Here is a 14,730-nt window from a genome sequence, read left to right on the forward strand (position 1 = left end):
CGAGGCGGCGTCTTCTTTACAACCTGAAGCGACTTTTGTCGAACAGCGGCGACTTAGAAGCGGTAGCCGAGCGACAGGAATGTCACGACCGGGTTCAGCTTGACCTTGGCTTCGCTGGTGGTGGTGATCGGACCGCGCGTGGTCGTCAGCTTGGCCGTGGTGCTCACCGGGATGTACGACACGGACAGCGCGAGCGTCCAGTGCTTGTCCATGTTGTAGTTGATACCGGCATTGAACACAGGCGCCCACGAGTTGGTCAACTGCGCGGTCGTGTTGCCACCCTGACCCAGCGTGAGCGCGTTGCTCGCCAATTGCTGGAAGCCCGGCGTCAGTTGAATGTTCGAGTACCAGAAGTAGCTGGCACCGATACCCACGAACGGACGCCACTTGTCGTTGGCCTGACCGAAGTAGTACTTCAGCAAGAGCGCCGGGCTCCACTGCTTGGCCGACGCCAGCGAACCTCCGCCCGGCAGCGACAGCAGGCCCTGACCGTACAGTTTGAACTTCGGCGGGATGCCGAAGACGGCTTCAACGGCAATATTGTCGGTAAAGAAGTGCGCGAAAGTGATGCCCAGCGTGTCGGCATCGTCAACCTGTGCGCCTGTGTTGCCAAGACCGGCATTCAATCCGGCAGCCAGTCCGGGGACACTCGATCCCGTCACTCGCAACGGATCGCTGGAGACTTGCGGCGAAAGGTGGAACCATCCAAGGTTCACCACGTTATCGCCAGCTTGTTGTGCGAAGGCGGCCCCCGATGCCGTCAGCATAGCCGCGGCAGCAATCGTCAAATGCTTCAACTTCATCGATTCGTCTCCTGCTCAAGATTCTTTATTGTTGAGAATTTCGTTAAATGAAATTCAGGGTCATTATGCCGAGCGTGCATATCGACGGATAGCAAGAGTCTGGAGGCTGCGCTCTAAAGGTGTTGTATCCACGCATCGCCTTATGGAATGCCCCTAGAAAAAAGCGCTGGACGAAAGAAATGCGCACCTTTATATGTCAGGCACACTTTAGGAATTCACTGCGGAGTCCGATATGCTGCCGCAGCAGGCGGAACGCAATATGCGTCCCGCCTGCTGGGTCTAGAACTTGTACCCGAGCGAGACGAAGGTCACAATCGGATTGAGCTTGATTTCGGCGTTGGACGATGAGAGTACCGTTCCGTCCTGCGCCTTGATCTTGATGTTCGCTGTGGTTTTGAGCGGCAGATAGGAGACCGATGCGCTTGCGACCCAATGTTTGTCGAACGCATAAGAAACGCCCGCATTGAAAACCGGTTGCCATGACGCCGACGATTTGGCTTCGACCGTTGTTGGCCCGTTATGCCCGGACGTGAAAGCGAGCACACTGCCAAAATTCTGATTCAGCGCCGCTTCAAAATTCGGATTGAGGCTGACGTTCGTGAAGAACGTATAGCTCACGCCGACACCCAGAAAAGGGCGCCACGTCGAATTGGCCTGACCGAAGTAGTACTGCAGCACGAGCGCGGGGCTCCACTGGCGCACACTTTGCACGATCGGGTTGTTTTGTGCGGCGCCGAGGTCGATACTCGTGAGCGCACCCGCCAGACCCGGCGGGGCGATCACGCCCTGGCCGGTGAGTTTGAACTTGGCGGGAACGCCGGCCACCGTTTGTAGCGCGATGTTGTCGGTAAAGAAATGCGTGACGACCAGCCCGAGCGTGTCGGCGTTGCTGACCTTCGCGCCGCTCCCGGGTGAAGTAAAGTTCGATGGCACGAGGGCGGGGGTGAGTCCATCCTGAGTGACGCTGGTGGTCATCGGTTTGCTGGAGTCCTGCGGTGCGATGTGGAACCAGCCGAGGTTGACGACGTTGTCGCCTGCTTGTTGTGCGCTGGCGCTGGTGGACGCCAGGGAAATGCCGAATCCGAGCGCGCATAAGCACGCCACGGACCGATAGGTCCGAGTTGCCATTTGTCTATCCTCCCAAGATTATTTATTTATTTTTTGATGCATTATGCGCTTGGGATTTAGTCACGCAATCGTCGGATATAGAGCTTTTGTACGAATCAACGAGGTTTAGCTAGATATCAGTATTTAAAGAGATTTTTCATAATAAACTCTCTCGCGAATCGTGATGTAGAGCTTTAAAGCATTACATTTTAATAAGCATGGCCCGATTACCGAGACTTTTCATTCCGCGTCAGCCGCAACACGTAATTCTGCGTGGTAATAACCGGCAGACGATATTCGTGGACGACGAAGACCGACGTGTCTTTCACGACCGTCTGCGCGACGCCGCGCGCGCCCACGGATTGGCGATCCACGCGTGGTGCATGATGCCGAACCATCTGCATCTGGTGGCGACGCCGTCCGACGAGCGCAGCCTGCCCGCGACGTTGCAGGCGGTCGGCCGTTACTACGTGCTGTATTTCAACCGACGCCATCAGCGTACCGGCACGCTTTGGGAGGGCCGGTATCGCGCGACGGTGATCGAGGCAGAGCACTATCTGCTGCTCGCGAGCCGCTATGTCGAGCTCAATCCCGTGCGCGCTGGTCTGGCGGAGGCCCCGGGTAATTACCTGTGGTCGAGTTACAACCATCACGTTGGCCTGAGCGTCGACAGTCTGGTGACGGATCACGCGTTGTACTGGGCGCTGGGCAATACGCCGTTCGAGCGGCAACGGGCTTACGCAGAGGGGTTCTCGATCCCGCTGCCTGCGCATGAGGTTGACGCATTGCGTACAGCGACGCAAAAAGGGTGGCTGCTCGGCAGTCCCGAATATCAGGCGAGAATGTCGCTCGCGGCAAACCGCCGGGTAAGCCCGCTCACGCGTGGTCGCCCCCGCAAGTTGGCGTCTGACAGCCTTTGATGTTGTATTTCGACAGGCCGGTTCCGGCCTGTCGCTCCCGCTCACTCCACTCGAAATTCCCCCAAGCATTTGAAATCACAGATTTTTTCGTCAAACTGCTGTCGTTCCAAATTAATCTGACCCCAATAAAAACAAGCCTTCTTTTGGTGCGGTTTTTAATTAGAATCTGACCCTATTAAATTATTTTGTCATTGTGAATTTCATAGCGTATATTCCAACTTCGGCCGATTGGTGCGATGCGGAAAACCGTGCGCGCTGAGTCGGTTTCTGTGGCGACGCCCGAGAATGACCTTCGACGCGCGCGAATCCGCAGCCCTGGCCCGCCCGGCCAACCCCACTTAACCCGGTCGACCGCGACGAGAATGCGCGCGGCGGCCTCGCCAAGAGACGGTGTAACTCGTGGAAAAGAAACAGCAACCGATTGCGACGGCAGCAGCGCTGCCGGGTGAGGCGTACTTGGCGCCGGACGCACAGGGCATGTACGACCCGGCCAATGAACACGATGCCTGCGGCGTCGGCTTCGTGGCCCATATCAAAGGCGTGAAGAGCCACGCCATCGTCGAGCAGGGTCTGAAGATTCTCGAAAACCTCGATCACCGGGGCGCCGTGGGTGCCGACCCGCTGATGGGGGACGGCGCGGGTATCCTGCTCCAGATTCCCGACCAGTTCTATCGCGAAGAAATGGCCCGCCAGGGCGTGACGTTGCCGCCGGCTGGCGAATACGGCGTGGGCATGATCTTTCTGCCGAAGGAACACGCGTCGCGTCTGGCCTGCGAACAGGAACTCGAGCGCACGGTGAAGGCCGAGGGCCAGGTCGTGCTGGGCTGGCGCGATGTCGCGATCGATCGCGACATGCCGATGTCGCCCAACGTGAAGGCCACCGAGCCGGTCATCCGCCAGATCTTCATCGGCCGCGGCCAGGACATCATGGTGACGGACGCTCTCGAGCGTAAGCTGTACGTCATCCGCAAGACCGCAAGCCACCGCATTCAGGCGCTCAAGCTCAAGCACGGCAAGGAATACTTCGTGCCGTCGATGTCGGCGCGCACGATCGTCTACAAGGGCCTGCTGCTGTGCGATCAGGTCGGTCGCTACTACCGCGATCTGGCCGATCCGCGTACCGTCTCGGCCCTCGCCCTCGTTCACCAGCGTTTCTCCACGAACACGTTCCCGGCATGGGAGCTGGCGCACCCGTATCGCATGGTCGCGCACAACGGTGAAATCAACACCGTGAAGGGCAACGTGAACTGGATCAACGCTCGTACGGGCGCGATCTCGTCGGCCGTGCTCGGCAACGATCTGCAGAAGTTGTGGCCGCTGATTTATCCGGGCCAGTCGGACACCGCATCGTTCGACAACTGCCTCGAAATGCTCACGATGGCCGGCTACCCGCTCGCCCACGCCGTGATGATGATGATCCCGGAAGCCTGGGAACAGCACACGCTGATGGACGAGAACCGTCGCGCGTTCTACGAATACCACGCCGCGATGATGGAGCCGTGGGACGGCCCCGCCGCGATCGCTTTCACCGACGGCCGTCAGATCGGCGCGACGCTCGACCGTAACGGCCTGCGTCCGGCGCGCTTCGTGATCACCGACGACGACGTCGTTATCCTGGCGTCCGAGTCGGGCGTGCTGCCGATCCCCGAGTCGAAGATCGTCAAGAAGTGGCGTCTGCAGCCGGGCAAGATGTTCCTGATCGACATGGATCAGGGCCGCATCATCGACGACAAGGAACTCAAGGACAACCTCGCCAACGCGAAGCCGTACAAGAGCTGGATCGACGCCGTGCGCATCAAGCTCGACGAAATCGAGCCGAAGGTCGAAGAAGCCGGCGTGCATCACGACACGGCCACGCCGCTGCTCGATTTGCAGCAAGCGTTCGGCTACACGCAGGAAGAAGTGAAGCTGCTGATGACGCCGATGGCGATCAACGGCGAAGAAGCCGTGGGCTCGATGGGCAATGACAGCCCGCTCGCGGTCATGAGCAACAAGAACAAGACGCTCTATCACTACTTCCGCCAGTTGTTCGCGCAGGTGACGAACCCACCGATCGACCCGATTCGCGAAAACATGGTGATGTCGCTGGTGTCGTTCATCGGCCCGAAGCCGAACCTGCTCGACACGAACAACATCAACCCGCCGATGCGTCTCGAAGTGTCGCAGCCGGTGCTGGACTTCAAGGAAATCTCGAAGATCCGTCACATCGACAAGTACACCGGCGGCAAATTCCGCTCGTACGAGTTGAACATCTGCTATCCGGTGGCCTGGGGCAAGGAAGGTATCGAAGCGCGCCTCGCGTCGCTGTGCGCCGAAGCGGTCGATGCCGTGAAGTCGGGCTACAACATCCTCATGGTCTCGGACCGTTTGACGAACCGCGAACAGGTCGCGATCCCCGCGCTGCTCGCCACGTCCGCCGTGCACCAGCATCTGGTCGCACAAGGTCTGCGTACGAGCACTGGCCTCGTGGTCGAAACCGGTTCGGCACGTGAAGTGCACCACTTCGCGTTGCTCGCGGGCTACGGCGCGGAAGCCGTCCACCCGTACCTCGCGATGGAAACGCTCGCGCAGATCGCCCGCAAGCAAGGCGGCGACCTGACGCCGGAGAAGGCGGTCAAGCACTTCGTCAAGGCCGTCGGCAAGGGCCTGCACAAGGTCATGTCGAAGATGGGCATCTCGACGTACATGTCGTACACGGGGGCACAGATCTTCGAGGCCATTGGCCTGTCGCAGGAACTGGTCAAGAAGTACTTCCAGGGCACGGCGTCGAACGTCGGCGGTATCGGCATCTTCGAAGTGGCCGAGGAAGCGGTGCGTCTGCATCGCGACGCCTTCGGCGACAACCCGGTGCTCGCGAACATGCTCGACGCCGGCGGCGAATACGCGTTCCGCATTCGTGGCGAAGATCACATGTGGTCGCCGGATGCCATCGCGAAGCTCCAGCACTCGACCCGGTCGAACTCGTACCAGACGTACAAGGAGTACGCGAACCTCATCAACGACCAGAGCAAGCGTCACATGACGCTGCGCGGTCTGTTCGAGTTCCGCGTCGATCCGCAGCGCGCGATTCCGCTCGATCAGGTGGAGTCGGCCAAGGACATCGTGAAACGTTTCGCCACGGGCGCCATGTCGCTCGGTTCGATCTCGACCGAAGCGCACGCCACGTTGGCGGTGGCGATGAACCGCATTGGCGGCAAGTCGAATACGGGTGAAGGCGGCGAAGATCCGCGCCGTTATCGCAACGAGCTCAAGGGTATTCCGATCAAGAAGGGCGAATCGCTCGCCTCGATCGTCGGTCGCGACGTTATCGAAACCGACATCGAACTGGAAGACGGCGACTCGCTGCGCTCGAAGATCAAGCAGGTCGCGTCGGGCCGCTTCGGCGTGACGGCCGACTATCTGGTCTCGGCCGATCAGATCCAGATCAAGATGGCGCAGGGCGCGAAGCCGGGCGAAGGCGGTCAACTGCCGGGTCACAAGGTGACGGAGTACATCGGCAAGCTGCGTTACTCGGTGCCGGGCGTGGGCCTCATTTCGCCGCCGCCGCACCACGACATCTACTCGATCGAAGATCTGGCGCAGCTCATTCACGATCTGAAGAACGTGAACTCGTCGTCGTCGATCTCGGTGAAGCTCGTGTCGGAAGTCGGCGTGGGCACCGTGGCTGCCGGTGTTGCGAAGGCCAAGGCCGATCACGTGGTGATCGCCGGTCACGACGGTGGTACGGGCGCGTCGCCGCTCTCGTCGGTGAAGTACGCCGGCACGCCGTGGGAACTGGGCCTGGCCGAGACGCAGCAGACGCTGGTGCTCAACCGCCTGCGCGGTCGTATCCGCGTACAGGCCGACGGTCAGATGAAGACCGGCCGCGACGTGGTGATCGGCGCGCTGCTCGGCGCAGACGAGTTCGGCTTCGCGACGGCACCGCTCGTCGTCGAAGGCTGCATCATGATGCGCAAGTGTCACCTGAACACCTGCCCGGTCGGTGTTGCGACGCAAGATCCGGTGCTGCGCAAGAAATTCCAGGGCAAGCCGGAACATGTCGTCAATTACTTCTTCTTCGTGGCCGAGGAAGTGCGCGAAATCATGGCGCAACTGGGCATCGCGAAGTTCGACGACCTGATCGGCCGTGCCGATCTGCTCAACACCAAGGCTGGCGTGGAGCACTGGAAGGCGAAGGGCCTCGATTTCGCCCGCATCTTCTATCAGCCGGAAGTCGAAGCCGATGTGCCGCGTCTGCATGTCGAGACGCAGGATCACGGTCTGGCCGGTGCGCTCGATCACGCGCTGATCGAGAAGGCGCTGCCGGCACTTGAGAAGGGCGAGCACGTCTCGTTCATCCAGCCGGTGCGCAACCGTAACCGTACGGTCGGCGCCATGCTCTCGGGCGAAGTGGCCAAGCGTTACGGCCATGACGGTCTGCCGGAAGACACCATCCACGTGCAGCTCAAGGGCACGGCGGGTCAGAGCTTCGGCGCGTTTCTCGCACGCGGCATCACGCTGGATCTGGTGGGCGACGGTAACGACTACGTGGGCAAGGGCCTGTCGGGTGGCCGCATCATCGTGCGTCCGACCAACGACTTCCGTGGCAACGCCGAAGACAACATCATCGTGGGCAACACCGTAATGATCGGCGCCATCGAAGGCGAAGCGTTCTTCAACGGCGTGGCGGGCGAGCGCTTCTGCGTGCGTAACTCGGGCGCCACCGCGGTGGTGGAAGGCACGGGCGACCACGGTTGCGAATACATGACGGGCGGCACGGTGGTCGTGCTGGGCGAGACCGGCCGTAACTTCTCGGCGGGTATGTCGGGCGGTGTGGCTTACGTGTACGACGCGGACGGCTCGTTCGCCGCCAAGTGCAACACGGCCATGGTCGCGCTCGATCCGGTGCTGCCGCACGGTGAGCAGGAACGTACGGTGAGCCAGGGGCTGTGGCATCGCGGCCAGACGGACGAGGCACAGCTGCGCGAGCTCATTGAGCGTCACTTCCAGTACACGGGCTCCACGCGCGCCAAGGCGCTGCTCGAAGACTGGGACGGCGCACGCCGCAAGTTCGTGAAGGTGTTCCCGAGCGAATACAAACGCGCGTTGGGCGAAATGGCCAAGGCGGGCGAAAAACAAGCACTGGCGGCCTGACGCCGCTGGCGCGGCAACGCCACGCGGGGTGAGGGCCCCGCAGGCGTGCCGCGCGCGGGTGAGGCACGGTAACCACAAAACTTTCCGACTGAAGAAACATGGGCAAGGTCACAGGTTTTCTCGAATTCGAGCGCCAGAGCGAGTCGTACGAAGCACCGCTGGCACGCGTGAAGCACTACAAGGAGTTCGTGCTCGCGCTCTCCGACGATCAGGCAAAGGTGCAGGGCGCACGCTGCATGGACTGCGGCATTCCGTTCTGCAACAACGGGTGCCCGGTCAACAACATCATTCCCGACTTCAACGATCTGGTGTATCGCCAGGACTGGAAGTCGGCCATCTCGGTGCTGCACTCGACGAACAACTTCCCGGAGTTCACGGGACGCATCTGCCCGGCGCCGTGTGAAGCGGCCTGCACGCTGAACATCAACAGCGACGCCGTGGGCATCAAGTCGATCGAGCACGCGATCATCGACAAGGCGTGGAGCGAAGGCTGGGTCGAGCCGCAACCGGCGAAGCACAAGACTGGCAAGACGGTCGCCGTCGTCGGTTCGGGCCCCGCGGGCATGGCGCTCGCGCAACAACTCGCGCGCGCCGGTCACGACGTCACCGTGTTCGAGAAGAACGATCGCGTGGGCGGCCTGCTGCGTTACGGCATCCCGGACTTCAAGCTGGAGAAGTGGCTGATCGATCGCCGCATGCGCCAGATGGAAGCCGAAGGCGTGACGTTCCGCACCGGTGTCTACGTCGGCAAGGACGCCCCCGAAGCGCACGTCAACAACTTCTCCAAAGAAACGATCTCGCCGGAGCAGTTGCAGGCGCAGTTCGACGCCGTGGTCATCGCGGGTGGCGCAGAGCAGCCGCGCGATCTGCCGGTGCCGGGCCGCGAGCTCGAAGGCATTCATTACGCGATGGAATTCCTGCCGCAGCAGAACAAGGTCAACGCGGGCGACAAGCTGGCGAACCAGTTGCTGGCCACGGGCAAGAACGTGATCGTGATCGGCGGGGGCGACACCGGCTCGGATTGCGTGGGCACGTCGAACCGTCATGGCGCGAAGGCCGTGACGCAGTTCGAACTGCTGCCGCAGCCGCCTGAGCAGGAGAACAAGCCGATGGTGTGGCCGTACTGGCCGACCAAGCTGCGCACGTCGTCGAGCCACGAAGAGGGTTGCGAGCGCGACTGGTCGGTGGCCACGAAGCGCTTCGAAGGCAAGAACGGCAAGGTCGAGAAGCTGATCGCCGTGCGTCTCGAATGGAAGGACGGCAAGATGCAGGAAGTGCCGGGCTCGGAGTTCGAGCTCAAGGCCGACCTCGTGCTGCTCGCGATGGGCTTCGTCTCGCCGCTGCAAACCGTGCTCGACGCTTTTGGCGTGGACAAGGACGCGCGCGGCAACGTGCGTGCCTCGACCGAAGGCGAGCGCGCTTACGCAACGAACCTGCCGAAGGTGTTCGCGGCCGGTGACGTGCGCCGCGGTCAGTCGCTGGTCGTGTGGGCGATTCGCGAAGGCCGTCAGTGTGCCCGCGCCGTCGACGAGTTCCTGATGGGGCACTCGGAACTGCCGCGCTGATGCTGATACGGGGAAGTTGAGAGGAGGGGCGCGGAGGTAGGCATTCGCGTCACTGTGAAGAAGCCGTCCGGATGGCAACATCCGGACGGTTTTTTCTTGCCCGTTTCTCTTGCGGACGGCACGGCAAGCCGCGTCCGGCGGCGACTTGAAATTCTGTAGGTTGCTAAATATAAGACGTCATACAACAAGACATCTCTGTGTTTTGCTCACATGCGGAAAAACTCTCCCAATATGTGCAAACTTCAATGTATATAAGGGTGATAGCGCGGGTTGCGATAGGCCGTCAAAAGACTAGGGATTATCCGTAAACCACGTAATCGGCCATTGTCATCGTACATCGTCTCACGTAGGATGCCTCTCCATGCGAGTCACTCGCTCGCAATAAAAATATCTACGAAAGAGAGAGACAACCATCATGGCACTGAAGATCAAAGGCCTGCGCTGGTGGATGATCGGTCTGCTGACACTCGGCACGGTCATGAACTACCTCGCACGCAGCTCGCTTGCCGTTGCCGCCCCCACGGTGATGAAGGATCTCCACATCACGACCCAGCAGTACGGCTGGATCACGGGCGCATTTCTCGTGTTGTATCCGATCGGTGCCCCCATCACCGGTTACCTGATGGATCGCATCGGCCTGCGTCTGGGCTTCCTGCTCTGCGGTGTGATGTGGTCGGTGGTGTGCATGTTGCACGGTCTGGCGCAGGGCTGGGTCGGCCTGTTCGTGCTGCGCGGTTTGCTGGGTCTGGCCGAGGCGTCGTTCATCCCGGCGGGCATGCGGGCGGCGGCGTTCTGGTTTCCGTCGAAGGAGCGGGCGCTCGCGGCGGGCATCTTCAATATCGGCACCTCCGTCGGCGCGATTCTCGCGCCGCCGCTGATCGCGTGGTCGATTCTGCGCTACAACTGGGAGACGGCGTTCGTGATCGCGGGCGGTCTCGGTCTCGTGTGGGGCGTGCTGTGGTTCGCGTTCTATCGCCACCCGACCGATCACCCGGCGCTCACGCAAGCCGAGTCCGAGTACATCAACGAAGGCCGGGTGGTCGACACCGCGGCCGACGCCCGCAAGCCGAATCTCGTCACGATCCTGCGTCAGCGCAACTTCTGGGGCATTGCGCTGCCGCGCTTCTTTGCCGATCCGGTGTGGGGCACGATTGTTTTCTGGATGCCGCTGTACCTCACGCAGGCGCGCGGTTTCGATCTGAAGACGATTGCGGCCACGGCCTGGCTGCCGTTCGTGGCGGCGGATATCGGGTGTCTGATGGGCGGCACGGTGTCCGTCTGGCTGAACAAGCATTTCAGGATCACCGTCTTCAATGGCAAGCGCGTGGTGTTCACCATCGGCGCGCTCATCATGACGGCGATGTGCGGCGTGGGCTTCGTCAAGGATCCGATGGTCGCGATCTTCCTGCTGTGCCTCGGCGGCTTCGCACACCAGACGCTCTCCATCACCGTCATTTCGATGTCGGCCGACCTGTTCCCGCGTAACGAAGTGGCCACGGTCACCGGTCTGACAGGCTTGTCCTCCGGTATCGGCAACCTGCTCTTCACGCTGGTGATCGGCACCTTCGTGACAGCGGTCGGTTACGCCCCGTTCTTCGTGGCGCTGGGTCTGGGCGATCTGATCGGCGCAGTGATTCTGTGGACAATGGTGAAGCCGCACATCACGGGCACGGCGACGCCGGCGCCGGTGACGCGGGTCGATGCGGGACGCACGGCGAATGCGTAGCGGGCGGGCTTCCCCCACTTGGTGCGATGATGCCGTAGCGCAGTGTCGTCACCTGATGGTTTGACGTACGCCGCGCCGCACACTCCCCCTTGGGTGTGCGGCGCGGCGTCGGTTTTGTTGTAGCGGTGCCGCGTGGCGTGCATTGCGATTTACCGATGAATCAGGAGTAATAAGGATCACCATGAGCCAGACTTCCGGCAAACCTTTTCGCCGTCTGCTGCTGACCGGCGCGGCGGGCAATCTCGGCAAACAACTGCGCGGCAAGCTCGCGGAGTGGGCGGACATCGTGCGCGTGAGCGACATCGTGCCGCTCACGGCCGACGCACCGCACGAAGAAGCGATGCAGGTCGACCTCGCCGACCGTGCCGCCGTGCACGCGCTGCTCGAAGGCGTCGACGCGCTGGTGCACCTCGGCGGTGTATCGGTCGAAGCGCCGTTCGACGACATTCTGCAAGCGAACATCCTCGGTCTGTACAACGTCTACAGCGCGGCGCAGAAGCAGGGCGTGAAGCGCATCATCTACGCGAGCTCGAACCATGCGGTCGGCTTCCATCCCGTGACGGAGGTGCTCGACATCGACGCACCGCACCGCCCGGACGGCATGTACGGCATCTCGAAGTGCTTCGGTGAAGACCTGTCGCGCTACTACTTCGACCGTTTCGGTCTCGAGACCGTGTGTCTGCGCATCGGCTCGTCGTTCGAACAGCCGAAGAATCCGCGCATGATGGTGACGTATCTGAGTTATCGCGATTTCGTCGAACTCGTGCGTTGCTCGCTGTTCACGAATCGCGTCGGTCACGCGATCATCTACGGCGTGTCGGACAACCCCACGCTGTGGGTCGACAACACCAAGGCCGCGTTCCTCGGCTTCCGTCCGCAAGATAGCTCGGCCGAGTTCGCCGGTTTGTTCCCTGCGAAAGCGCCCGATCCGCAGATGGACGACTGGACGCAGCGCTTCCAGGGCGGCCCGTTCGTGTTGATGGGGCCGATGGAGCCCAAGGCATGACTGTGTCGATCGAACGGCTGGAGCCGTCGCGAGAGACGCCGCACGCGGTTGGCGAGAGCCCGTTGTGGCGAGCCGACGAACAGGCGCTCTACTGGGTGGATATTCCTGCGAAGCAATTGCATCGCGTGACGCCCGCCGACGGCGAGCATCGCCAGTGGACATTCCCCGAGCAGGTCGCGTGCTTCTCGTTCGACGCGTCGGGCACGTTGCTCGCCGCTTGCGAGACGGGGCTGTTCGCGGTGCGCCTGGGGGCGCCCCACAACGTTGCGGCATCCGAGTGGGAGCGTCTGGCCGCGCCGGTGTTTGCGGCGTCCGGTATGCGCTTCAACGACGGCCGCTGCGACCGTCAGGGCCGCTTCTGGGCGGGCACGATGGTGGCGGATATGTCGCTCGCGAGCGACGCGGGCTCGCTCTTTCGCTTCGATGCAAAGGGCGGGCTTTCCGCGTCGCTGGTCGACGGGCTCGTCACGCAGAACGGGCTGGCTTTCTCGCCCGACAGCCGCACGATGTATCTGAGCGACTCGCATCCGACGGTGCGCCGTGTGTGGGCGTTCGACTTCGACGCCGACAGCGGCGCGATCAGTGAGCGGCGTCTGTTCGTCGACATGAATCAATATCCGGGGCGCCCCGATGGCGCAGCGGTGGACGCCGACGGTGGCTATTGGACATGCGCCAACGACGGCAGCCGTCTGCTGCGATTCACGCCGGCGGGCGTGCTCGATCGCGAGATCGTGTTGCCGGTGTCGAAGCCGTCGATGTGCGCCTTCGGTGGACGCGACTTCGATACGTTGTTCGTGACGTCGATTCGCCCGGGCGCGAACGCGAACGAACACGACGGTCACGTGTTCGCGGTGCGTTGCGGTGTGCAGGGATTGCCGGAAGTGCCCTACGCGGGCGCGCTGCCGGCGGCAGGTGTGTAGGCGGGGGCATGAAGGTTGCGACGCCGCGCTGTCATGCAAAAGCGGCGCGCAATGAAGCGGTTCCGGTATGGCTGGCTTACACAACGGGCCATCCGGTGAGGCGACGGGACGTCGGGTCGATCGTGGTGTTCGATCCGGCGTCCCGTTTTGCCATCCTGCCTTTTCGGTGCAGGATCAATGTGGGGTCAATGCACGAAGTCCGTCGTGACGAGCGACTTGCCCCGTGTCTCGGGCAGCAGCAACGCGCACACGACCACGAGCAGATAGCCGCCGCCCGCCACCATCCCAATGGCCTTCACGAGCGAGCCGGTCTGCGCGAGCGTGCCGACGGCGATGGGGAAGAACGAGCCGATGCCGCGCCCCAGGTTGTAGCAGAAGCCTTGTCCCGAGCCGCGAATGTGATTCGGATACAGCTCCGTCAGATACGCGCCGATCCCCGCGAAAATCCCCTGCACGACGATGCCCAGCGGGAACCCGAGCAGCAGCATTGCGCTGTCGGTGATCGGCAGCATCGTGTAGACCATGCCGAGCACGAATGAGGCGACGGCGAAGAAAATGAACGCGCCGCGTCGCCCGAGCTTGTCGGAGAGGATCGCGCCGACGATGTAGCCCACGAACGACCCGACGATCAGCACGATCAGATACGCGCTCGTGTTGAACACCGAGAGGCCGCGCACCGTTTTCAGATACGTCGGCAGCCATGTGGTGATCGCGTAGTAGCCGCCCAGCATGCCGGTGCACAGCAGACTGCCGAGGATTGTCGTCTTCAGATGGGCGGGGGCGAAGATCTGCGCGAAGTTGCCTTGCAGTTTCCCCTCGGCAATCTTGCGACGCGTCTGCGTGAAGATCTCCGGGTCCGACACGTTGCGACGCACGTACGTGATCCACAGCGCGGGCACGATGCCGATCCAGAAGCAAGCACGCCATGCGGTGCCCTCGTCGAGCACGGCGAAGAAGAACCAGTAGAGCAGCGCGGCGGCGGCCCAGCCGACCGACCAACTGCTCTGCACCGTGCCGACCGCTTTCGCGCGATGTTGCGGCGAGCGGATCATCTCGCCCATCATCATCGTGACGACGGTCCATTCGCCACCGAAGCCGATGCCCTGCAATGTGCGCGTGACGAGCAGTTGCCAGAACGAGTTCGTGAAGCCCGAGAGGAACGTGAACAGGCAGAACGTGGCGATCGTCCATTGCAGCACGCGCACGCGGCCGTAGCGATCCGCGAGAATGCCGGCGAGCCATCCGCCCACCGCCGAGGAGATCAGCGAACTGGTCGCGATCATGCCCGCCTCACCTTTGGTCATCCCCCATGCGGCGATGAGCGTGGGGATCAGGAACGAATAGATCATGAAGTCGAACGCATCGACGGCATAGCCGCCGAAGCCCGCATAGAGGGCCTTGCGCTCCTTCGTATTGAGTTCGTTGAACCAGGAAAAAAATGCCATGAAGACTCCTCGGTGGATCGTGCGCTTGTCGTGATGTGCGTGACGTGTGGTTGTTGTCTTTCGATGCGTGGCATCGAAGGTGGGTTGAGTCCACGTCTGACTCGT

Annotated in this window: 9 protein-coding genes; 6 read left to right on the plus strand and 3 right to left on the minus strand. The window is 61.9% G+C overall.

The genetic code is table 11. From position 1 onward, the window contains the following. Positions 1–53: 53 nt before the first annotated feature. Both ACIPHM_RS19285 and ACIPHM_RS19290 read right to left on the minus strand, forming a co-directional pair. Positions 54–803: an OmpW family protein gene (locus tag ACIPHM_RS19285; protein ID WP_400331614.1), complete on the minus strand. Its 750-nt coding sequence runs from the start codon at positions 801–803 to the stop codon at positions 54–56. 279 nt (positions 804–1,082) lie between these two features. After that, positions 1,083–1,931 (minus strand): OmpW family protein, encoded by an 849-nt coding sequence (locus ACIPHM_RS19290; RefSeq protein ID WP_400331616.1) that lies wholly within the window; start codon positions 1,929–1,931, stop codon positions 1,083–1,085. Between the two features lie 197 nt (positions 1,932–2,128). Here ACIPHM_RS19290 and ACIPHM_RS19295 point away from each other — a divergent pair, with 197 nt between their 5' ends. From ACIPHM_RS19295 to ACIPHM_RS19320, 6 genes are all read left to right on the plus strand, one after another. Then, positions 2,129–2,830, plus strand: a complete 702-nt coding sequence (locus ACIPHM_RS19295; protein ID WP_400331619.1) for a transposase — start codon at positions 2,129–2,131, stop codon at positions 2,828–2,830. Between the two features lie 399 nt (positions 2,831–3,229). Beyond that, positions 3,230–7,963: a glutamate synthase-related protein gene (locus tag ACIPHM_RS19300; RefSeq protein ID WP_400331622.1), complete on the plus strand. Its 4,734-nt coding sequence runs from the start codon at positions 3,230–3,232 to the stop codon at positions 7,961–7,963. Between the two features lie 98 nt (positions 7,964–8,061). Next, on the plus strand, positions 8,062–9,528 hold the full coding sequence (locus ACIPHM_RS19305) for a glutamate synthase subunit beta (RefSeq protein WP_400331625.1): 1,467 nt from the start codon (positions 8,062–8,064) through the stop codon (positions 9,526–9,528). 415 nt (positions 9,529–9,943) lie between these two features. Then, the gene (locus ACIPHM_RS19310) at positions 9,944–11,254 is read left to right on the plus strand and encodes an MFS transporter (protein WP_400331628.1); all 1,311 of its coding nucleotides are present in this window, start codon (positions 9,944–9,946) and stop codon (positions 11,252–11,254) included. Between the two features lie 181 nt (positions 11,255–11,435). Beyond that, positions 11,436–12,260 carry an NAD-dependent epimerase/dehydratase family protein gene (locus tag ACIPHM_RS19315; protein ID WP_400331631.1) on the plus strand — a complete coding sequence of 275 codons (825 nt, stop codon included), beginning with the start codon at positions 11,436–11,438 and terminating at the stop codon, positions 12,258–12,260. Continuing rightward, a complete protein-coding gene (locus tag ACIPHM_RS19320; RefSeq protein WP_400331634.1) occupies positions 12,257–13,180 on the plus strand; it encodes an SMP-30/gluconolactonase/LRE family protein in 924 nt (307 codons plus the stop codon). The genes ACIPHM_RS19315 and ACIPHM_RS19320 overlap by 4 nt, the downstream gene beginning before the upstream one ends. Positions 13,181–13,365: 185 nt before the next feature. On the opposite strand, the gene ACIPHM_RS19325 is transcribed toward ACIPHM_RS19320, so the two are convergent. Next, positions 13,366–14,625 carry an MFS transporter gene (locus ACIPHM_RS19325; protein ID WP_400331636.1) on the minus strand — a complete coding sequence of 420 codons (1,260 nt, stop codon included), beginning with the start codon at positions 14,623–14,625 and terminating at the stop codon, positions 13,366–13,368. Between the last annotated feature and the right edge of the window lie 105 nt (positions 14,626–14,730).

The sequence above is a fragment of the Pandoraea sp. NPDC087047 genome, assembly GCF_044745225.1.
In the GTDB taxonomy this organism is placed as follows: Bacteria; Pseudomonadota; Gammaproteobacteria; order Burkholderiales; family Burkholderiaceae; genus Pandoraea.